This is a genomic window from Paenibacillus gansuensis (assembly GCF_042684925.1).
GTDB lineage: Bacteria > Bacillota > Bacilli > Paenibacillales > DY6 > Paenibacillus_N > Paenibacillus_N gansuensis.
The window spans coordinates 89,876-111,101 of the sequence record NZ_JBHUME010000013.1 but is presented as its reverse complement, the minus strand read 5'-3'; the positions used below and the strand labels follow the sequence as shown (position 1 = coordinate 111,101).

Here is a 21,226-nt window from a genome sequence, read left to right as displayed (position 1 = left end):
TATCTTTGGCTCTCCCGAATTTTTCGAAGCTGAACTTAGAGCAAGCAGGGGCCGCCCTTAAAAACCAGCTCAAGAGCAAACTAAAGGACAAGCTTAAAAAAGAAATTGGCAAGCAAATTGCAAGCCATTTTGTAGCATGGTGGTGGCTCTATGCGATCATCCTTGTCATCTTCTTGTTCTTCTATATCATCGCGGCTGCCATCTCCTCTGGGCAAGCATTAGCCGCACAGATGTTCGCTACCGAACGGTTCCTTCCTCCGCAGATTTATAAGGCGGATCTGGAAGAAATCATTACGGACGGTTTTGGTGAAAGGATCCATCCGGTAACCGGCCAAAAAAGCTTCCACAGCGGGATTGATATCGGTGTGCCCGTTGGCACACCCGTATCGGCCTCACAGGACGGCATTGTAAAGAAAGTGTTTTATCCAAAGACGTCCGATCCAGAAGCAGCAAAGAATGGCGGCATCTATGTCGAAATTGAGAGTTCCGATAAAGAGTTAGCCGGAACGACCCGCTATCTGCATTTGAGCAATGCACTTGTCACAACTGGGCAAACCGTCAAGAAGGGGCAGATTATTGGGCTTTCGGGCAATACGGGACGTTCTACTGGTCCGCATCTTCACTACGAGCTCACCCCGGAGGGGGTAGAGGCAACCGATCCGACCAATTACATTATGTTTATGTCAAAGTTAACAGATGTGGCGACCGATGCGGCCTTTGATGCTATGGATGACGTCAATTTTTCCGAAATGAATGGATTTGACTATAAGACCGAGCCAATGCTGTACATTAGCAATGTCTATATGGAGACGGCCGCCCCACCCTTTAAGGATACAGGGACAATTTTCACGCGTGATATCAACACCGGTTCGGTGGTGAGCTCAGGCCCTGGGAGTGGGGGTGGAATAGGACTTGGTCCTGCAGTTGAAGTTCCTACTCAGCTCGGCGTCCTAAAAAACGAATTTTTCATTCGATGGGCACCCATAGCTATGCAATCCGAAAAAAATACCGGTGTTAAGGCTAGTGTTACACTTGCTCAAATGGCGCTTGAATCCGGTTGGGGAAAGTTTGATATCTGCAACAATGTGTTCGGGATCAAGGCTGACCGTTCCTGGAAGGGCCAAGTCTGTAGTAGTAATACGAGCGAGCAAGACGCAGGAGGCGTCCATCATATAAGAGCGGGTTTCCGTGCTTATGAGAGTTACCAGGAGTCATTTGATGATCATGCTCAATTCTTTCATCGTAATTCTCGTTATTCTAAGATGTTACAGATGCAGAATCCCTTTGAGATCGCCAATGAGCTTCAACGGGTCACTTATGCAACAGATTGGCAGTATGCTAACAAGCTGAAAAAGCTCATGATGGATAACAATCTGATAAGCCTTGACCAAGATAGGGGCATTGATCCTAGCACTGGCGAATCGTGGAAGGATATACCTTATCTTGGACCAATCACGATCCCAGCTGGAACCTTCGGCGCGACTAGCCGGTCAACCCCAACTTCTCCTCTGAAGGTGGTTGCTGCCGAGAATACGAGTGAAAGCGTCACGGTCACTTTCGGCATCGAACAACTGTATGGGAATTATGCAAGGCAGGTTCACCGCAGCCGTGTGACCAAGCCAAAGCCGAACAAACCTACGAACACAGCGCCTCCAGGCGGGGTAAAGCCTGGAACGGGAACCACGACAACACCTGCACCCGAAGAAACAGAAGAAGTGCTGTCTTATTCGAACTTGATAGACCCCTATACGGGAAAGCCGATAATTAATTTGGAAGATTACAAGAATGTGGTAAACTTGTATTCAGGGGAGCTCGAAGGCCCAAGCATTTACTCCAAAGATATTCCAGACGCAATCGCGGTGACTCTTGAATCGGATGGTTCCGATGATCTTCACGCGTCACGCGTAGAAATTATAAAGGGGCAATACTAATATGAACGCACAAATGATGGACCAAATATTCGTGGAATCCTATATGATGATGAACCTTGAAATTACGTTTGCTGGTGTTCGGAACTGGTTTGAATTGGCTGAAACTTCGATCGACGACGCTGCCTTGTTTGGCGCACTACTGTTTCCCGAACAGATACCTAGCGACTTCCGGTCGGAGTTTGCTAGAATGATCCTTTATCGTCACGAAGATATGTACTTCCAGGCAAGCCGTACTCACCACTCCATCGGCACGGAAGACCCTATACGTGACACCTCCGAACCTGTCCATCAGTTGCTCGTTCGACTGATGAACGTTCGTTCCTTGCATGGCAATGAGAACGCGCTCATCGACCTAGGTGTTGCTCTTCACAAAGACAAAGCGCTTAATGTGCCGCTTTATCAATCATTGCATCGCTATTTTCAAATGAACGCTTGATAATTACTATCTCCGGACCGCTCCCGCAGCGGTCTTTTTTTCTGTCCGGTGCGGGTCGCCGTTAGGAAAACATTGCCCAACTGCCCAACATCGACTATAATTAATAGCAATACGACTCAACAATTAATTGTTCTTCTCTGATCCTTTTTCAGCGAAGATGGAGCGTTGTCATTAGACAACTTTTTGAACATGGTCTTGGGATACGAAAGTGCATGCCTTATTTGGGTATGTCTTTTTTATTTTCCGGGGCCTTTTTTGCGTTGTACGATTAAACCGCAAGGGGGGTAATAGAAACATGGACTACCGCAAGGATAACTGGTCACATGAGCTGGAGTGTTTTCGTAAAGCGGTAAATGGCAGCATTGACGGTTATGACATTGACATTGCTGAGCATTACATTGTCGACCGGTTGGAGAACGACGCTTATGCTGATCGTACATACAATCGTTTCGACATTGCTGTTGCGATTTTCAATGGCAGCATCATCGAAGGTTATTCATCTGAACATAATCGCAAGCGTAAGTCCCGTGTATCTTCAATGGTTACCCCCTCACGCCTTGTACTTGGAAGAGACTTGAGTGGGAATTGGGTTATCGTCGTGATTGGGATGCTCGCCAGTACGATGTTCAAAGTGATTACCTGCTACCCGGCCATCAGTTCAAGACACCTTGAGATTATCAAGGAAATTGAGGACGGAAATTGCTGATAATTTTTGGAGGAAATTCAAAGGCATGATACAATAAGGACATAAGGAGGCGTGATAATCATGACTCATTGTGTCCGGTGCGGAGGAGAGTATAAGCATATGAAGAAGACGAAGACCGATTCTTTTAAGGGAGGTTCCTTATCGGTTTCGGAGTTTCCATTCAAGCAATGTGAATGCGAAACGGTGATCAGTCTCAGCGATGGGATTCTCATGGATGGCTACAAAATGCTGCTGGAGAGGGATGGGGTCATCGGTCGGGTTTCAGTTACTTTGGGGAAACTCAAAGAGCGCTATCCGCGTCCGATGGATCTGATCCTGCCTTATTCGCAGGCGAGGTAATTCGGAGAAAGTTGTTGGGGGAATTTCACTGCGCGTCTTTGACGAGCCTGTGGGATCCCCTTTTTTTATTCTGGTGACTTTTAGGAGGCTGAGCCATTATGATTCAGGTTACGCGTTCATACCAAGGCGGGACGCTTGTGGTGACGGATGTGCCGGCAGTGGACGAGGATTGCATTTCGACTGAGGATGGCGCGGTTATCGCGCAATACGTTCAATTTTTGAATGAGAAGAACATTCTCGGCGATATCGAAGTGACGCTGCAGGAAGTCAGGGAAAAGTTCGTCTCCTAGCAAAGTTCTTGCTTCCATGGTTGGAGGAAATTCACATTACACGAGAGGGTGGTTGGTTATGCGGCCATCGAAGAAGCAAACGGCCTTTCTGTTCGTCTGCTACGTCATAGGAATCTTGATTCTGATTGACAGGCTTACGTTCGGTTAATTGTTTTCGCACCCATAACGGCAATTGGAAGATGCTGACCGCATCTTCTTTTTTTATGCAAAAAAACAAGGAGGGAATTCAGATGACTGGAAACGTGTCAGTCCAGAAGGTTTCGATTCAACTCAACCATAGCCTGATCTGCGGTGGCGTTGCGATCGTGGAGCGGGAGGGACAACAAAGCTGCGTCTACTTCGACGTAGTGAAATCCCAACCGATCCGCGTTATCGTCGGCAACCGCGGCAAGCAGGTCTCGGAAGAGGACGCGGACTTGTACGAAGAGGCATTGCTTGATCTTTTTCTTAAGCACAATGTTCCCCTTAAGCTTGGAACATACGCCATATCTGCATAACCTAAAAATCGAACCGAAAGGCGGTAATTGACTTGAAAACACCCGAACCAAAAGAGGTATGTCTTCTCCTTAATCTTGGCGGTTTTGAGATGCGTATGAGCGAAAATCTTGAGCTCGCCCGCAGCCTTGGCAAAACCGTTTACTCCCTCACCGGTGAAGGACTTGTGAAGGTAGAAGGGGCCATGTATCTTGTTCCCGCCAACGTCATAAGCATGACGCCGGCTGAACTACTCGTTTGGTCTTCCAAGCTAAATGATCAGCTGCAGGCGGAAGGCTTCCTAACGGACGATGCCGTTATTCTCGCGGCAGGGAAGAAGTACCGTGGAACACTCCCCCTTGGCACCACCATCGGTCTCGGGATACGGGTTGGGGCCTGACCTATGAAGCCATTGTCGATTTCATTCAAATGGTCGATCGATCTTCCGCTAGAGGGCGTTATCGCCGCGCTTGCACAGGTTGGGCTGCTGCCGGATAAGGTAAAACGTAATCATTGGACCCGCTCCTTCGGCGATCATCTGCTGCAGGTGGAGTATCGATCCAGGCTTAGTAATAAAGAACAATCGTTCTTTTGGCTTCGCTGGGTGAATCCTAAAGGCGCCGTTGATAAGGCCGGCCTTGACCGTCCGCTCTCAGAATGGTTCTACGCGATGAGTCAATACGCGAAGACAACTGTGAACTGGCTACAGGTCATGATCGACCTTGACGAGTTTAGCCCGCTCCATGGGTACAATGAGTCCTCTCCGAAGATTTGGACGAAAGAGGAAAAGCAGCACCGCTTCTCTTTCTTCCCGGTGCAGTCCTTTTATTATTTCGAGGTCCGCAACCGGGATGTAAGGAAGGCGATTTCGCATCAACGCTTTTCCTTCTGGCTCGATGAGCTTAAGCATAACCTGCTTGGGCATGAACGACCAGATGACCAAATTGCTTTCGATATGGTGGGATAAAGGAGGAAATTGGAATGCCAATACAAAATGGCTACACCCCGCGATCCGGACCGCTGAGAGGCTGTTTATCCGTGATTGTGGACGTGAAACCTGAACGAATGGTTGAGATCGAGTGCACCCAACTTGCTGAAAAAGGACAGCGCGACGTTGTGAGCTACGACAGCTTACAACTTTGGTTCTCCTGGGTATGGCAAGAGGGGGAGGATATTGGTCTGAACAATGAGCAGGTTCGCCGCAAATTACGAAAACTCAAGGCTGCCGCGGGTTCAACCAAGGGTAGTGATATAAGGAGGCTTGAGCCATGATCGCGATTTACGTTGGTGTATTCATGATTATCTGTGTTCTGCTCGGCTCCCGTAAGCGGGGATCGTAGCCAGCCGATGAATCAAAAAAGGGTGACCGCCTACTTCATCCTTAGCTCCCATAAGGGGCTGAAGCTGTAACAGTACGAGCGCTGGAGGAAATAAAAAGGTTAAACAAAAAACCATAATGTGAGGAGGAAGCCCCTCTGCCATTCGGCGCCGGGGGTGGACCCCGCGCATGGTATGGGCGATATACATGAGCAGATTAAAACAATTGGTGGCTATTTCGAAATGTGCACGATTGAACCAGCAACGTAATTACTTGAAAGAACAGACCGTAATCGGCAAGCTTACACTCAAGTAATCGGTTGACTGAATAATAATCGAAGAGAGGAGCTTCTTTGTGCTCCTCTCTTTTTATTCGTGATGGGGGTAATAGGTATGTCCGTAAAAGTGTTAAATCAATCCGCGATCAAGGAAGCAATGGGTCTATATCATCACACGTGCAACCCAGGTGCTCTCTCCAACAAGGACCTATTGATTCTCATTTTGGAGCCGCTGATGCGGGACCGTTTGCTTTCTGTTGCAGTAGATGACATTCTCCAAAAGGGCCTGGCATATTTGACCTCCCTTTCTGATTATGAGCTATCTACACTCTTCGGATTGAGCGAAAGGCAGAGTTATCACCTAATGGCGGTCTTTGAATTGGCCCGTCGTATCAGTGGAACAAAGGTGAACGATGAAGTCATTATTCGTAGCCCTGAGGATGCACGGGACGCTGTCTATGACCTGAAATTCTTCGATAAGGAACATTTTGTGTGTCTGTTCCTTAATACGAAAAACAAGATGATTGGCAGGGAGACCATTTCCGTAGGTACCTTGAATTCAGCATTGGTTCATCCGCGGGAAGTTTTCAAAGCTGCTATTCGGAGAGGTTCCAACAGCATCATCTTTGCTCACAATCATCCTTCGACAGATGTTTACCCGTCGCCGGAAGACCTCGAGATGACCCATCGTTTAGTCGAATGCGGTCAATTACTTGGGATTGAAGTAAAGGATCATGTGATTATAGGCGGAGACAATTGGTACAGCTTCAAACAACAAGGCGTGATTTGAATTTAGGAGGTATTTAGGATGAAAATAACTGACGCAGAAATTACCGGGTTTAAGCTTCACAAATCGAAGGCGATCTTCCACTTCGGCCACGTCAACCATATCAGCGGTGGAAACGGTAAGGGAAAAACAACAATCTCCGAAGCGATAACCTGGTGTTTGTACGGCTGTGACTTGGCGGGACGGACGAAAGAAGTCTATGACCGCTTAAAAAACAAGTCGGCCAAGGAAACGATTGTGAAGATCGGCGTGGACCTGCCGCAGCAAGATGGCTCCATCGTCCACTATGACTTCTGCAGGACGCGAAAGGGAAAGTCCTCTTCCTTGTTCATTAACGGCCACGAGGCGAAGCAGTATGAGATTGATGGCCTCATTGGGCCCATGGAGTTGTTCCTGAGCGTTTTCGTTCCAGGGTATTTCGGTACGATCGGCATTGCGGAGCCGACCAAAGCACGGAACATGCTGGTGTCGTTGCTCCCCAAGCTGGACCATGCCGACGTCACTGCCCGGCTGCACGAAGATGACCAAGTTCGTATAGAATCCCTTGATATGGTGAATCCGGAACATGCGCTGAAAAATATACGAGCTGAAATCCTTGAAAACGACAAGGCACTCGGAAACGTGCAGGGAAAAATTGATTACCTGCGGATCAACAGTATGCTCGACGTTCCGAAAGCGATTGTAGAGGCAGACGAGAATAGACTGGCTGATCTCAGAGACGAGTTTTCACGAATCCTTTGTGCCGTCGATGCGGACAAGCCGGTACTTCATGACCTCGCCCCGCTCCAGGAACAAAGGGCACAACTGCGTTTTCAGTACGACGAGCGGGCCAAAAAGTTTAAGGAGCTCAAGGAAAAGCCATTGTCCGAAGCCGGCGACCGCTGCCCAACGTGCCAACGTGAGCATACGGCAGAGGAAGCTGCGGCTGAATTTTCAGCCCGCAAAGCACGACTGAAGGAACTTCAACTGGAGTGCGATGCGATCAAGCAGGCAGGCTTTCAGCTTGCGTCAGAAATTGAGAAGGTGACCAACGAGAACGCCGAAGCTATGCTCGCCTATGAGGGAGAGCGACGGCTCAAAATCGAGGAGTTACAAGCTGAGATTGAGGAGCTGTCCGCTGTCGTCGCAGAGCGCGCCGCGAAGCTAAAAATGGCGGGTGATCTTACGAAGCAGCGCGAAATCTACGATGAGATTGTAACGGAGCAGCAGGAGAAAAAAGCCGATATGCAAGCGGTCAAAAACTTCATGCTCCAGTACGCGGAAATGCAGGTCGAGTACGTGAATTCATTCTTGAAACTGGCGAAAATCCAGCTCTTCAAGTTTTCCGGATCCACGGGCGAAATGACCCTCGATTTCTCCATTCTCTATGGTGAGGACGAGACCGAGTACAAGTCGCTCTCCACATCCGAGAAGATTCGCTGCTCCATCGAACTGGCTGGTCTGCTGAACCAAGTGCGAAATATTTCGTACCCAGTTTACATTGACAATGCCGAATCGGTGGAAAGCTTCGATGAGCCGGTGACACAGTATTTTGTCGCCTCCGTCGTTCCGAAAGCGGTTCTGCAGAGTGAAATCGTTGCGTAACTAGTGGTTGGTTATTAGGGGGTCCGCGGCTCATAGCGGTTCCCCCTTTCTATATCTACTCGAAAATGGGAGGAAATTAACAGTGATTATTGAGGCGATTATCTATTTCATCCTGGCCAGTTTGATGTTTATTTTTACGGTGGTGTTCTCTGCTATGTGCGTTTCGCTTCGGGCTAAACTGACCGGACGTTATTTGAACCGCTATTTCATCGTCAGCTCAAAAGGCAGTGGTGTATACGAGCTTCATCACCATCCATTCCCAAGCTTTTACAATGCGGGGGAACGAAAGTTCTATCGGCTGCTGTGCGATGCGCAACAAAAATTCGGAACCGGTTTTCCGAATATGACGCTTAGTGCAACTTCCTTTACATTACAATCCCGTAATAGAAAGGGTTTTACGTTATCGACAAGCGGATTCCGTTTACTTGGCGCACGTGTATTCGCAGATATGATGATCCTCACAAATCTTGCTAATTATCGCAAGGTCTCAGGTGAGTGGTACTTCATCAAGCTGATACGCATTGTGCACCGGCGAAGACCGAAGCGGTTTTTGTTGATAGGTGGGTGATGGCCGTGAGTGTTCAACTTGAGTTGTTCGACATCGCAGGCATCGTGAATAAACATGACGTTTCCATAGACGCCTACTACAAAGAATTCCGGTCCCTTGCAAATCACCAACGCGGAAATGCAGGTTATGGAGGGGACGTACGAGCGGAGCGGGAAATACGGAAACTTACCGCCCAGGGGGAAGAAAGCTATAAGGACTGGAAGGCTGAGCACATTTCGGACGAAGCTTGCAAGGACGCATTGTACGAGTTTATCGTGCGCCTATGGTGCGTGAAGGTCAACGGGAGGGTTTGCCGGGATATCTACCAGAACCCGCAGCCCCCGAAGGTCTATAACCCTGTCTTCGACGACAACCTTGCTTCTCGAATGCCTTCGGAGCTCTGCAAGCAGCTGCCACAGACAAATATCATTCTCGTCTCATACGAAGAACGTGACGGAAGTGAGCATCGCAGCTACCATTTGACCTACTATCGCCAAGATACGAATCAATGGTTTGTCGTTGGAATCCTATACGACATCCGAAAGCAAAAGTGGTCCGAGAGCAAGATGACGAAGCTGTACGGTGAACAATTCCGTGCGGATCGGGAAAACCAATGGTGGACTCGTCAAGGCTTTGAGCTCGCGAAAGCTGTGAATAAGCTTGATCCGCAAATTGCTGCTGTCTGGAGCAACTACGTGAAGTTTTACGGCCGGGATGAAGCACTTTGCCGGCTCGGACTTCCGCCTGTTTCCGCTGGTTTAGATGAAAGAGATTTTGAGGAGTGTGATAAATATGCCTGGTATTCAACAGAACAGCGAGGACATGGTGATATCTGCATACAGCCGCGCCGAGGCCATCGCCGACGGAGTGTTGGTTAATGTGACAACGTACGCTAGGCGGGTTGGCATCATTTTTCCGGTGGCGGTAACCCGTTCCGTGTGGTTTGACATACTCGATCCTGACGAGGCTGCCAAAGAATCCTGCGAGACGCTAATGGGGCGACTAGCAAAGCTTCTGCTGACGCTTAAAGGCGAAATGCTCCATGCAAGCGGTGAGAAACTTGAATTTTCGCACACCGTGACCGTTGACGGTCAATCAAAGGACTTTCCGCTTTACGCCACGCTGCTGCTCGGTGACGATTATGAACCGGTCATTACCGTGCAGTTCCAACACGAGGACTAACCTATATGCCATTAGGAGGAAATTTAGATGAAAAGTACGAGCACTATTACACTGTACACCGCGGGAGAACATGTGGTTCTCCGTTCCAGCTGGAACGCTGACTCTAAGACCCTTGTCGGCAAAGTCGGGAAGGTGGTCGCCTGGAAGCCAGCTACTGTATTTGAAAACGCGAATCGAAACAAAGTCGTGTTTGAGGATGGAAGTTATGTCATCTGCGATCCGCGCCTGCTGCGGCCTCGCCTTCGTGCAATTGTGCTGGCCGAGGTTCGCGCCGCGGTATCACGGGGGCTCCGCGCTTACCGTACACTCCGTTCCCTTGTGCTTGCCGAAAGGGCTAACAGTTGATGGCCTCTATTGAGCAAATAGATATGTTCGCATACCTGCATGAGATCGAGGAGCAAGAGGCAGCCGAAAGAATGGCTGCTGCTCCCGCTCCGGTTTCATCCAATTCATTACGGCCGTGGTTTTCCTTCCTGAAACAAGTTGGAGCAGCGTTGTCCTGGTGTTGGATTGTCCTTCACAACCTGTTTGGTCTCGCACGTTGGGTGAATGTCTACACGGTCACACGCGGTTTTGGAGGTAGGGAGGAGGGCGGTTGGTACTATTTGCGGTATCAATGCCTAAAATCACGTCAGGTGGGATTCTGGGAAGCCGACGCGCTGCGTATGAAATGGCTTCAGGTCTACTCTGACCTTTCATGGGGGGATTTACGGTCACAGTCGGGTGGGCAAGATGTCGTGGTGCTGATTGAAGCCCGCAGGGCAGCGCACCGAACGATCCGCCCGCCCCGCTTTGCTGAACATTCCGAAAGCCAATGTCACGGGTAGGGAAATAAAGAACAACTAAGGAGGGAAGCTCCGCTGTAACCATCGGCGGGGTTTCCCGCCTGGTTGCAAGAGCAAGTACGATGAATCATTTTCATATCAAGGCTGCGGCTAAGGAGCGGGCGTTTTTACGCAAATTCGGCAAGGAAGGGTACACCTTTTTGACCGTGAAGGAACGGCGCCCAAATGTCATTCAGAAGGTCACAAAAGATTATATCTACGTCACCACCGCGAAAAGCCAAAAGCCAAACCGAATACCTCGTTCCAGTTTACGGCGAGCGCTTGCTATTCTTTTATCGCAGGGTGACGACCCTCAAGGCGTTGATTCGAATCAATTCGTTTTCGAGCGCTCTGGCCGGTCTCATTAAGGCGATGATGAGTGACATTTGCAAGATTACCGAAACCAAAACGAAGGCGGTCCGGCTAAGCCTGCGCGGGCTTCGCTACATTTTCTCCGGCGTCAGCAAGGGAAAAGACGACGTAAGGATTGTACGGCAAAATGGCGGGCTGTTTGTCCTCCTGAATTACTACAATATCCGCAATGACCTTTCGGATGGCTGGAAGGAAAATCTGCGGGAGCTTGGGTTCGATTACAAGTGTGTAATATTGGATCCAGGGGAAAAGAGTTATTACGAAGCCGTAAAGAAGGGGAAATCACCAAAGCCGGTGGACCTCCACGACTACGCAGAGTTCGTCAAAGCGCATTCGGATGTGATCTATCAGTACCTAACGGCTGACGTCATTGCTGACCCGGTTCAGACACGCCGAAACACGGAGTATTTGGAGCGGGTTGTCGGGCGCCGGCCGATACCGATTTTTCACGTCCAGAATTCGCTTAATGTGTTGGAGGAAATTATTGTTGAAGACCATGAAGTAATCGCCATTGGCGGTTCCGTCTTTGTCAGTCGGAAGGATCGGGCTCGAATTTTTGGTGAGATCTTCAAGCGCTTTGGTGACCGAGCAAATTTCCATGCGCTCGGCCTCGGCACGACAGAACTTCTATTGCGTCATCCGTGGTTTTCTGCCGATGCAAGTACCTGGCTAAACGGCCGCATCTTCCGCAAGTTGATCACTTTCGCAGGTGATACAACTGCTCCACGGTGGATGTCGAGCGAGGAAGCACTTGGCTTCAACGTACGTTCACTCGCTGCGTTGGAGGATCGATACTGGGATTTACAGCTCAACTTTGATCAACTGCCGCCCCCGGATAGCGGTAACGCAACCCTCATTTCCTGTACGTGAGGAAGTGTAGGGGGTATGGGGTGCGAGCACCGCTTGTACCCAAAAAATAATCGGCATTCGGGATTTATCCTGCTTATTGTTGTATATTAGATTGGGGTGAGTGTACAAGTATGGTTGTCAAACAGATCAAAGCCAACTATCATAGCTATCTCAACGAGATTAAATTTAATATGGATCCGGTTATATCCAAGATGAGAAGCCAGAACGGACAGCATTGGCGAGGGAAAGCTTGGTTGGGGCCACTGAAGACATTTGGCAGCTACTTTAAGCACGTCAAACTTATTAAAGGTATCCAGTGGGCATCCCTACCGATTATTGGTCCGACCGTTGCTGGTATCTTGGCAGGTAATTACGGACCTTGGCCTATCTGGCTTAGTGTTGCGGGAGCAATCACTCTCGCATCTGCCTTTTACATCATTTATGTCCAAGTCTATATTGGCAAAATGGCGACCATAGGGCATCCGGACTTCCATGTAGAGGCATTTAAGACAAGACGCCCTGAGGAGTATGAGATGACGTGGGCGCAATTTGTTAATAAAAATGACTTCACCTTCGAGGGTCTTTACGACATTGTAAATACGGTATTTAGTCAGAATAACCACGATCCGTCCAGCGTAGCATACGTCGTAGCCTACTCTCAGAGCCAGCATGAGTTCCTGCAAAGCAGCATCGCTGATCTTAAAAAGACGATTGATGAACAGGAATCTGCAATCGAACATCTCGAGGATGAATTGGTCAAATCTGAGAATGCCATTTCCTATCTTGTGGGGATCATCAAAAAGGTAAACGAGAATTTGTTCCGGTACGTGAACAATCGGCTCGACTTATCTGATCTGGATTTCATCTCCGGTTTTTCATTGTATCGTAAAACTGAAAATACCCTTGAACTGATTTTGGACAAGGGTACCTCTGGAAAACATCGGAACCTTGATTTGGACGCCGATGCGCATTTTGCAGCTGTTGTCGCAGTAAAAGACGAGCAGGAACAAGCACACTACAATAACCCTTACCCTGGACGTCATCTTGTGGCATTTCGGATGACCATGCTGGAGGAAGAGACGTGGGTATGGTGCTTCCATTTCGATGATGATGACGAACGCTCCTTGTCTCTAATTCTAGGAAATGGTATAATAGAGTCAAGGCAGATTCGTAGAGTTATTCATGCGTTTTGCTTAACTCTTCAACAACGTATCATTTCTCAGAAGGAGGTTGGCCAAGATGCCGAAGCAAAATAATACCGCTGCTGTTATCGTTCAGGTAATTATGGATGTTCCTCAACAAAGTATCATCCAAAAACGCCGTAGGCTGCGTGAAGAAATGTTGAAGCGGATAGGTCAGCGGACTTCCGTCACAGAGCACAACATCGAGCGTCTTGCTCAATTAACCAGATAATTTGCGAAGCCCCCTTGGTGAAAACCAAGGGGGCTTTATGTTTATACGAGATGCGTTTGGGGCAGACTTTCTACTATTCTCTCGTTAAGGGTGGATAGGATGAAAGATAAAAAGATTGTGTCATTTTGCCCCAAGCCTGTGCCACTTCCCGATCGGTCACAAAAGGAACTCATCGAGGAGCGGCGCGCTAAAAGAAGCGCTATGCTAGATAAGGTCAAACGGAAGAATAAGTAACTTCCCAGCCATTTTGGATTGGAGGGAGCAGCTTTTAATAGTAGATATTAAATGATCCAAAGCATGGCGACAGTGGTTGGAAATAGAGGGGAGCCGCTTATAATTCCGTCCCTAACAAAAATAGCCAAGTCTCATTTACTCAGTATATGAAAACCCCTATAATAAAAAGCAATACAAGAGTTACAAATTTTCCCCAACGTCACATTTTCGATGGGGAAGGAGCAGCTTATTAAGCATTTAATATTCGGTTTCAAATTTGGCGTGATATAGGTAGACGGGACCCGTCTGCCTTTTTTGCGTCTTTTTTGTGCCCAAAAGGAGAAGAAATTGGAATGATCAAGATGGTTCGCAATCTGATGACGACTGCCGCGAAGGGAAATACCAGGCTATATTTCGAGCCGACCGTTCTGGAGAGTGCCGGCTTCACTCCGGGCGATCCAGTTGCGGTCCGCATCGAGGAAGCAGCGATCTTTTTGGTTCGGAGTGAAGATGGGGATGGCGTTATTTCCAGACGGCAGCGTGCCGGTTGGAGGGAGCCCCGCCCATATTTTGACCGCAAGAACCAAGAGATTACCCGTGTTCTACGCGCCCACCAGCGGATTGATATGATCGTTCGCGACGGGGAGATCGAAGTTAGGGGAATGAGCGTCGGCTTTTCCTTAACGGAAGTAAGAGAAGACGAAGAATTGCAAGGCCACGAACTTGGCCGCCTCCGGTGCTTCTCAATCCCCTCGGGCTGTACTCCTGTGTAGGTGGGCTCGACTATTGGAATGCTGCTGTGGACACATTCAAATTGAATTTTGGAGATTCCTCGCTTGCGGTCTTTTAAGGCGCTGGAGGCAACCGGCTTTTTTGAGCCTGTATTTGGCGGTGACATTCTTCCAGAAGCGATCGAGACCTATAAGTCAAATTTCGCAGACGGTGCCGCATATTGGGGCGATCTTCGCAGGCTAAACCCCTCGTACATTGAACCGGTTGATGCAGCATGGCTGTCCCCGGCTTGTACGAAATTCTCGCTTCTCGCGGGAAGCGGGGGCGACTCAGCGGGCGGATACCTGGAAGGCATGGGTATGATCTATGCTAACCTCGTACTTGCCAGCCAAGCCAAGATCGTCATGATTGAAGAAGTCATCCCCTATTTCAGCTCGAGAAGCTACCATCACCTTAAAGTCATGCTCAAAAATGAATTCCCGTATTGGACCGAGCGCATCACAGGATCAGGACTCGACGCCTACGATTTTGGTAGTCCGGCCGGCCGGCGCCGAGGTTACGTCGTGGCTTCAAGGACGCCACTGGATAATTTCGCTTGGCCAGAGCCTCAGATTCCCGCCCACCGCAGACCAACGATTGAGCAGGTCATCGGTAAGGAATGGGAGGACCGGGCACCGTGGCGCGAGATAAGCGGTACTGTTATGGAAGGGCTGCTGAATAAATCGGGCAACAACAATTTCCGGAGCGATAAAAACTACACTCTGGTCAAGCCTAAGGACGTACGCTTGGCAGCACTGGTAGCCTCTTACAGCAAAGTGCAGGTTACAAGCTCATACCTATCCCACCCCGACCATCCGTACCTGTGGCGGCCGTTTACGTCCGAGGAAATATCACGCATCTTGGATATCCCCGACGACTTCTTTTTTCCAGAAGAAATTGCCGAAACGAAGAGGACGTACATGCTCGGAAATTCAGTGGACTGTCGGGTTGTGAAGGCAATCGGAATCGAAGCTGCGTTTCATTTGATGATGGACCGTCTTTCTGACCGGAGCGAACCGCTGCCGGCGAGAAACAACCGTCCCGCTCCCACTCCGGCTAGGAAAGTGGAGGACTGGCTCTCTGCCGACCGGAATGGCCAGTTTTCATTCATCATCGGCACATAAGGGATTTTCCTATTTTCCCCTGCACGGGGCGGGTTGAAACATTGCCCCCCCGGTGCAGCGGGGGGATAGGAGGGTAATTCAGATGAATGTTTGCCAAGAACAAACTGATTATCGTTTTGAAGACGCGCCCAACAAGGTTCGCCCCTCGATCAACTTGAAACGGCAGAACAACGATACCCGTTTTGTATGGGGGCTTCTGCAGGAGTACGGTCTATCTTATTACGGCGTGATCCGCGACTGGACGGCCGTTTTCGGTCATGGCGGTACGTTTGTCGTGCTGCATCATTTCGTGGACGAGAAACCGATGTGGGCGCTTTACGGTAAGGATTCGGACATCCACTATCGTCACCTGTCAATGGGCGGCGGACTGGAGGATCTAATCGAAACGATTGCCGAAGCGGGATACCGCATTACGATTCCCGAGCAAGCCTACGTTGACGCTATCCTACACGAAATGACCGGGCCGTATAACTGGCATTATGAATCCCCGGTTCACAAGCTGGTACTCAAAGCGCGGGGGGAGCGTCATTCGTTTGCCATTGAGGTTTTCGGTGACGATATGCCTTTCCCGCCCTACGGAGTGAAGGAACCGTTACCATGGCCCCCGCTCAAGATCATCGACAACGGCATCCAGCTCGACTTGTTCGATGCTGCCCCGTTTGTCGTAGAGACGTCGGTTGTCGAACCGATCCGCGGGGAGCGCATGGGCATTGCTGGGTCCGTCAACGAGGCACTGGAGCGAGAGACGGATGAAGCAATAGCAAGGGTATTTCGCGAGTGCGAATTAGTCGTGGTACCAGCGTCCGGAGGTAAGGACAGCTCGGTCATTATGCAAAAATGTCTTCGCTACAAACAGGAGAATCCGGACTGCAAAACCGAGCTCGTCATTGTATCGGCTGATGTATTGACAGAGAATCCCCTGCTCGCTGCTCACGTCCACAGGCTGAAGGAAGCCGTAGACAGCATGGGGATCGGTGTCCAGTTCATCATCGTGGAGCCGGCCATTACCGACACTTACATGGTGACGGTCTTTGGTAGGGGGTATGCCACTCCGAGTGCCAATTTTCGCTGGTGCGTCGACCGTCTCAAGGTAACCCCGGGACGAAAAGCGCTGGAACAGTTTGTTACGGAGGGGAAGCGTGTCTGTCAGCTCCTCGGGCTGCGCGAACCGGAATCTACCGCACGTGCCGCTAGTATCGACAAACACTATGCCGATGAATTTTACGGTAATCACGTAGTCAAAGGCATCCTGACAGCAGCCCCGATCCGGCGCTGGAGCGCCACGGACACGATAACGTATCTCATGCGGAACGATGTTCCGTGGAAAGACACTTACGACTATGGCAATTCTCACCTCATTCACCTATATGGCTCGGCCATGAGCGGAGGCGGGCTTGAGGAATGTCCCATCGGTGCATCAATCCTAAGCGAGAATGAAGCGGTGCGCTCATGCACCGGAAAGGCAGCTAGAATGGGCTGCTGGAGTTGCACGATCATCTCTGACGACACCTCATTGCGGAACCAAATGGAGCTGCATGAGGAAATTCGCCCGCTTTATGAAATGCGTCAGTATTTTAAGGCGGGACAGGACATTCGTTACTGCGCGTACTCCGGTTACAAGCGGGACAATCGCAACCGGCCCCGGTTCGAGCCGGGCTTCGGTAACTGGACGCTTGATTTTCGAACTATTCTTCTTCAAAAGATGGCGGATCTAAACATTCCGCTGCGGGATGAAGAGGTCGATGAAATCTTCTGCCAGGTGCAGAAACGAGAGCTCACCGAAGGGCTTCCGGTAACCGACCGTTTCCGCAACGTGCTTCGCTCGTTTTACTCGACCGATCCGCTCTTTATGGCGGATATGTATGACCCGATTCTTAACCCTGACGGCATGATCGACCGGAGATCATCCGATGACGCCGCGGCGATCGACCGCGTGCTCGCCATGATCGACGCCGGCCAGATAGTGCCATATTGGGCTTCGGAGCGGGAGCAATGAAAAAGGACCGGACGGCAAAAGCCGTTCCGGTCTTTTTTCATACTCTTTTACCAGACTTCGCGGTAATGCTTCTGCAGAATGTTCTCAATGTACTTACAAATGGTCGATTCGGCATAGCCAGTCTTTTGAGATTCAATCGGAGCGAGGACGTTACGCATATAGGCAGCGCCTCCCGGAAATCTACACTGATTGGCAAGTTGATTGAAGTATGCAGTACGTTGAGGTTCTGACATTTTAGCCATGTTGGCCATCCCCCTTGGGTATAATTTTTTCTTACTTCACTATGGTATGGAGATGCGAAGTTTTTTTTAACAAACAATCGGAGATTTTCATTATTTGACCTTTCTTGACTATGTCGGCAGATTATGGCATTATTATAGTCAAAGATAGTCAAAGTCAAAGGTGGTGAGTGCACATGGCATTGTTTCCAGAGAAACGTGAATTGACGGACCGGGATATTGCGACGTTGACTGCGCGGATCGAGCGGGAGGAGAATGCGACGAACGTCCGATACATCGGACCGACGGCAGCGTCCTATGAATTCCAGGGAACGGTCGACAATCGCGAGATCAAGTTTTGCGTAGACAACGAATCAGGTTTTATCGTCACCCAAGAGGAATAGGCCGCCGAAAGGCGGCTTTTCCTTTATTTACACGCTTGATCGGAATACGTTATAATTACCTTAATACGATTCACAATCAAGTTTTCCGTGCCGTCAAATTTTCTGGCTGCGGAAGGAGCCGCTTTTCAAGCGATTTAAACAAAGGGTGTTATTAAGGAGACCATTCAAACATACGGGACCCGTATGTTTTTTTGCGTTTCCTTTTTTTATGCCCGAAAACAGAAGATCAGAGGAGCTTAAACCAAAAAAGTGGAGGTATTTGAGATGGGAAAAGCGACACGTTCGGGTTATGGGTTTGGCATGAATGAAAGAGAAGCAAGACGGGATTTCATTGATGAACTGAACCGTCTGTATGGAGAAGATTCTTACCAAGGCGGCGGGAATGACATTCGGGAATGGGTTGATTCGAAGTGCCTGCAGAAACCGGTACACGCCACGGCACCAAAGAAAACGAAGGCGGTCAAGGTTATGCCAAGAGCAGACGGAAAACTCGTTAACGGGTTTATCGTCACCACCGAAACACCCGAGTTAATTCGGAGGCAAGTTATGGCTTCTTTTAGAAACGAGACGGTTCCTGACGTTATCGAGGAGTACGCCATGACTCAAGGAGAAGCAAAAAAGAAAGCTGACGAGATTGCCAGAGAGCAATATGCGGAAGTGCATGTGCTCCCTGCTCGATTATGGCAGGATGCCCGTACGAAACGGTTATCCAAGCCGGAACGGACCCTTGAGGTCAAGCCGTCAGGCGGACAAGAGGAGAAGCCTGGGAAATGGCGATTCATAGTTGAGGTTGCTGACTAATTCGTTCTAAGTAACGGGATTACGCCCTGCAGATGGAGAATCGTATCCGCGAAGCCATGCTCTGCATTTAGATTTTCCTTATAAAATAACCCAAGGAGGAAATTGGATATGAACCCTAAGGAGTATGAAAGGGATGAACCCGCTCCAGAATTCAATGCAGAACAAATGCTTCGTCTAGTGGAGAAGGACTTATACCTAAAATTCTTGTTCAATGATTTGAGAGCGAAGGGAAATGAGGAAACTGACTTGTTGGAGATACTGTTTAATTCCAACGTGGTTGGTGACTCGATTTATACTTCAGAATACGAAGGGTGTCGGTAATATGAAAACCTGCAAAAATTGCCGCTGGGTGGCTTGCAAGAATTACGGTTGGCAAAAGCCACCGTGCAGCAAGTACATTCCAGATTCATCGGTCAAGGATCCAGGTAAAGAATAAGCCTTCACCAAGGAGAAGCTTATATGTTAAAGGAAATTAAAATCGGCGGTTTAATGCTCACTTTCTGATTTCAGGTGTGATGAAGGAGCGGGAGGGGGCAGTGGCCCTCTCTCGTTTTGAGGTTCAATGTAGCCCCCTTCGGCGAGCTCCCAAAACCGGGATAAGTAGTCCTCGCCCCGTCCGCTTGAGGAAAAACAGAGTCTTGCCTGTTTCCCGTATCATGTTTAATTCGATCCGGAGCAGCTGCTTCCTAATGAATAGCAAGGGATCTAGCGGCCGTTAGGGGCTTGTCCTACTACAATAAGCATGTAAAGAATCGCTATCATTTTATTTTTTTTATCTTAGGTTTTTCCGATTCACGGTTCATTTCATCGATTACGCCTGCAACCGCCTTTTCATAAAACTTAATGTGGTGTTGGTTCCAGCCATCATTTTCACTAATAGTGTGCACCCATGCTGCGGCTCCGCCAACCCATCTTTTCCCGTTCCAGTACCTTGGACCATTTGTATTAAACATGTGTTTTGCCTCCTATATTTTTATTAATTAATAATGGGGATTTGAATTTGATTTTTTTGGTTTTGTTTTTTCTCCGCTCTACTTTTTGCCTTGCTTTCTCTGGACTTTTCCCTTCTACTTTTTCTCCAGCATGAATTTCGATCATTCTCATCACCTTCATACCGGCAGTATACGGGACCTCTTCCCAATTTATAATGTGATAGTTGGTTGGGATGCGGGTAAAGAATTAGTTTCCCGCAAATATTACACGCCATTTTTCCTTCTGGCGCTAATAAAAATTCAACAAGTTCATTGTACAAAAAGGAATCAAAAGTATTATAAAACTTTTTAATCTCGAATCCATTAATATGGCACGCTGTGGATATATTCTGCAACCTTCGATTTAACCGGTCTGTATATATTCCTGCAATTCCTCCGTCGAACATGCCAACCAACTTTTCTCCTCTATTTTTCATATGTGCAACCTGAGCTATTGCGAACAAATACTCTTTTAGTTCTTTTTGAACTTCTCGGTATTTATCCCTTAAATTCCAAAGATACCTATCTCCCCACCCATCTTCATCCTTCTCAATGTATAGAAACTTGAAGTGAAAATCATCTGGAATGATGGGTATTCCGTCATCATTAACTTCGTTTGAGTAGGGTTGTTCTTCCATGAGAGAAAACTTCATTTGTAAGAATTTGCTCCGATTGAACTGAAAACAATTGGACCAAAATTCTTTTACCGAGTTTTCTGAATTAAAATCAATCCTTATAAAGGACAGTATCAACCAGCTATAACGATCACTAATATTTGGATTCATCATTAACTGCCTCCCTCTTGTAGATCAAAAATAACATAGGGAAATGTCCCTTTCAATTTATGACCTATTAGGACATACCAAAAATATCTTTATAATTGGTATCAACGTTATCAAAACGTTAGTCGCTCTAGGCACACGAATGAATTTCTTTGTCGATCCACCATGTTTCGGAAAGGAAAAGCTCTACTTTGGTGGTTTCACCAAGTCCGATCACATGGAGCTGGCCCGTATGCTTCATGAGATTCAAGGGAAATGCCTCGTCACATACTACGGCGATCCATTCATCCTTGACCTGTACGGCGACTTCCATGTACGGACGATGGACACCAGGGTAGGTGCTTTCGTAAAGTCTGAACTCGGCCAGGAACGGCGGAGGGAGACAGAGTATATCTTTATGAACTACGACCCGGATTCCCTCAAGTAAGTGAAGGGACCGCTGCAGCTATCTATGGCTGCGGCGGTCTTTTTCAATTCTCTTTGTGCCAATAGAACGGTAATTGGGGAATTTGGTTGCAGGGTTTGTACTTGGATTAAACTAATGCCTAATCGACTGAGTAAAGTTGTTGTAATAGTTTTGCCCTGTTAAAGAGCATGTAGTATATGACATAATTAGG

Annotated in this window: 27 protein-coding genes; 25 read left to right on the top strand and 2 right to left on the bottom strand. The window is 48.5% G+C overall.

All coding sequences use genetic code 11. The features are described from left to right. The first annotated feature begins 5 nt into the window (after positions 1-5). From ACFSUF_RS19970 to ACFSUF_RS19855, 24 genes are all read left to right on the top strand, one after another. The gene (locus tag ACFSUF_RS19970) at positions 6-1,931 is read left to right on the top strand and encodes a glucosaminidase domain-containing protein (RefSeq protein WP_377605836.1); all 1,926 of its coding nucleotides are present in this window, start codon (positions 6-8) and stop codon (positions 1,929-1,931) included. 1 nt (position 1,932) lies between these two features. Continuing rightward, complete coding sequence (locus ACFSUF_RS19965; protein ID WP_377605833.1) at positions 1,933-2,367, top strand: hypothetical protein; 435 nt, start codon at positions 1,933-1,935, stop codon at positions 2,365-2,367. Positions 2,368-2,662: 295 nt separating this feature from the next. Beyond that, a complete protein-coding gene (locus ACFSUF_RS19960) occupies positions 2,663-3,073 on the top strand; it encodes a DUF4258 domain-containing protein (protein ID WP_377605831.1) in 411 nt (136 codons plus the stop codon). 60 nt (positions 3,074-3,133) lie between these two features. Further along, positions 3,134-3,412 (top strand): hypothetical protein, encoded by a 279-nt coding sequence (locus ACFSUF_RS19955; RefSeq protein WP_377605828.1) that lies wholly within the window; start codon positions 3,134-3,136, stop codon positions 3,410-3,412. A gap of 98 nt (positions 3,413-3,510) precedes the next feature. Next, positions 3,511-3,702, top strand: coding sequence for a hypothetical protein (locus tag ACFSUF_RS19950; RefSeq protein ID WP_377605825.1), 192 nt, complete (start codon positions 3,511-3,513; stop codon positions 3,700-3,702). A 230-nt stretch (positions 3,703-3,932) separates the two neighbouring features. Continuing rightward, the gene (locus tag ACFSUF_RS19945) at positions 3,933-4,199 is read left to right on the top strand and encodes a hypothetical protein (RefSeq protein ID WP_377605822.1); all 267 of its coding nucleotides are present in this window, start codon (positions 3,933-3,935) and stop codon (positions 4,197-4,199) included. A gap of 32 nt (positions 4,200-4,231) precedes the next feature. Further along, complete coding sequence (locus ACFSUF_RS19940) at positions 4,232-4,576, top strand: hypothetical protein (RefSeq protein WP_377605819.1); 345 nt, start codon at positions 4,232-4,234, stop codon at positions 4,574-4,576. 3 nt (positions 4,577-4,579) lie between these two features. Next, positions 4,580-5,143: a hypothetical protein gene (locus tag ACFSUF_RS19935; RefSeq protein ID WP_377605816.1), complete on the top strand. Its 564-nt coding sequence runs from the start codon at positions 4,580-4,582 to the stop codon at positions 5,141-5,143. Positions 5,144-5,157: 14 nt separating this feature from the next. Beyond that, positions 5,158-5,448, top strand: coding sequence for a hypothetical protein (locus tag ACFSUF_RS19930; protein ID WP_377605813.1), 291 nt, complete (start codon positions 5,158-5,160; stop codon positions 5,446-5,448). Positions 5,449-5,886: 438 nt separating this feature from the next. Next, positions 5,887-6,561 (top strand): RadC family protein, encoded by a 675-nt coding sequence (radC, locus tag ACFSUF_RS19925; protein WP_377605810.1) that lies wholly within the window; start codon positions 5,887-5,889, stop codon positions 6,559-6,561. Positions 6,562-6,579: 18 nt separating this feature from the next. After that, positions 6,580-8,142 (top strand): hypothetical protein, encoded by a 1,563-nt coding sequence (locus ACFSUF_RS19920; protein WP_377605807.1) that lies wholly within the window; start codon positions 6,580-6,582, stop codon positions 8,140-8,142. Positions 8,143-8,224: 82 nt separating this feature from the next. After that, a complete protein-coding gene (locus ACFSUF_RS19915; protein WP_377605804.1) occupies positions 8,225-8,710 on the top strand; it encodes a hypothetical protein in 486 nt (161 codons plus the stop codon). A gap of 5 nt (positions 8,711-8,715) precedes the next feature. Then, positions 8,716-9,567, top strand: coding sequence for a hypothetical protein (locus tag ACFSUF_RS19910; protein WP_377605801.1), 852 nt, complete (start codon positions 8,716-8,718; stop codon positions 9,565-9,567). Beyond that, positions 9,452-9,871 carry a DUF6573 family protein gene (locus ACFSUF_RS19905; protein WP_377605798.1) on the top strand — a complete coding sequence of 140 codons (420 nt, stop codon included), beginning with the start codon at positions 9,452-9,454 and terminating at the stop codon, positions 9,869-9,871. Before ACFSUF_RS19910 ends, ACFSUF_RS19905 begins: the two co-directional genes overlap by 116 nt. 27 nt (positions 9,872-9,898) lie before the next feature. Further along, the gene (locus ACFSUF_RS19900) at positions 9,899-10,216 is read left to right on the top strand and encodes a hypothetical protein (RefSeq protein WP_377605796.1); all 318 of its coding nucleotides are present in this window, start codon (positions 9,899-9,901) and stop codon (positions 10,214-10,216) included. A gap of 665 nt (positions 10,217-10,881) precedes the next feature. Then, positions 10,882-11,937 carry a hypothetical protein gene (locus ACFSUF_RS19895; RefSeq protein ID WP_377605794.1) on the top strand — a complete coding sequence of 352 codons (1,056 nt, stop codon included), beginning with the start codon at positions 10,882-10,884 and terminating at the stop codon, positions 11,935-11,937. Positions 11,938-12,047: 110 nt separating this feature from the next. Further along, positions 12,048-13,172, top strand: a complete 1,125-nt coding sequence (locus ACFSUF_RS19890; protein ID WP_377605792.1) for a hypothetical protein — start codon at positions 12,048-12,050, stop codon at positions 13,170-13,172. Continuing rightward, a complete protein-coding gene (locus tag ACFSUF_RS19885; RefSeq protein WP_377605789.1) occupies positions 13,156-13,329 on the top strand; it encodes a hypothetical protein in 174 nt (57 codons plus the stop codon). The genes ACFSUF_RS19890 and ACFSUF_RS19885 overlap by 17 nt, the downstream gene beginning before the upstream one ends. A 566-nt stretch (positions 13,330-13,895) precedes the next feature. After that, positions 13,896-14,315 (top strand): hypothetical protein, encoded by a 420-nt coding sequence (locus ACFSUF_RS19880; RefSeq protein ID WP_377605787.1) that lies wholly within the window; start codon positions 13,896-13,898, stop codon positions 14,313-14,315. Between the two features lie 63 nt (positions 14,316-14,378). Beyond that, positions 14,379-15,437, top strand: coding sequence for a DNA cytosine methyltransferase (locus ACFSUF_RS19875; RefSeq protein ID WP_377605786.1), 1,059 nt, complete (start codon positions 14,379-14,381; stop codon positions 15,435-15,437). Positions 15,438-15,519: 82 nt separating this feature from the next. Continuing rightward, positions 15,520-17,433: a phosphoadenosine phosphosulfate reductase domain-containing protein gene (locus ACFSUF_RS19870; RefSeq protein ID WP_377605784.1), complete on the top strand. Its 1,914-nt coding sequence runs from the start codon at positions 15,520-15,522 to the stop codon at positions 17,431-17,433. Between the two features lie 415 nt (positions 17,434-17,848). Next, on the top strand, positions 17,849-18,055 hold the full coding sequence (locus ACFSUF_RS19865) for a hypothetical protein (RefSeq protein WP_377605781.1): 207 nt from the start codon (positions 17,849-17,851) through the stop codon (positions 18,053-18,055). 264 nt (positions 18,056-18,319) lie between these two features. After that, positions 18,320-18,856 carry a hypothetical protein gene (locus tag ACFSUF_RS19860; RefSeq protein ID WP_377605779.1) on the top strand — a complete coding sequence of 179 codons (537 nt, stop codon included), beginning with the start codon at positions 18,320-18,322 and terminating at the stop codon, positions 18,854-18,856. A gap of 108 nt (positions 18,857-18,964) precedes the next feature. Next, a complete protein-coding gene (locus ACFSUF_RS19855; protein WP_377605776.1) occupies positions 18,965-19,177 on the top strand; it encodes a hypothetical protein in 213 nt (70 codons plus the stop codon). Between the two features lie 437 nt (positions 19,178-19,614). Here ACFSUF_RS19855 and ACFSUF_RS19850 read toward each other — a convergent pair whose 3' ends face one another. Together ACFSUF_RS19850 and ACFSUF_RS19845 are read right to left on the bottom strand one after the other, a co-directional pair. Further along, positions 19,615-19,809, bottom strand: coding sequence for a hypothetical protein (locus ACFSUF_RS19850; protein ID WP_377605774.1), 195 nt, complete (start codon positions 19,807-19,809; stop codon positions 19,615-19,617). Between the two features lie 23 nt (positions 19,810-19,832). Beyond that, positions 19,833-20,465, bottom strand: coding sequence for a hypothetical protein (locus tag ACFSUF_RS19845; protein WP_377605772.1), 633 nt, complete (start codon positions 20,463-20,465; stop codon positions 19,833-19,835). A gap of 376 nt (positions 20,466-20,841) precedes the next feature. Here ACFSUF_RS19845 and ACFSUF_RS19840 point away from each other — a divergent pair, with 376 nt between their 5' ends. After that, a complete protein-coding gene (locus ACFSUF_RS19840; protein ID WP_377605770.1) occupies positions 20,842-21,036 on the top strand; it encodes a hypothetical protein in 195 nt (64 codons plus the stop codon). The last annotated feature ends 190 nt before the right edge of the window (positions 21,037-21,226 follow it).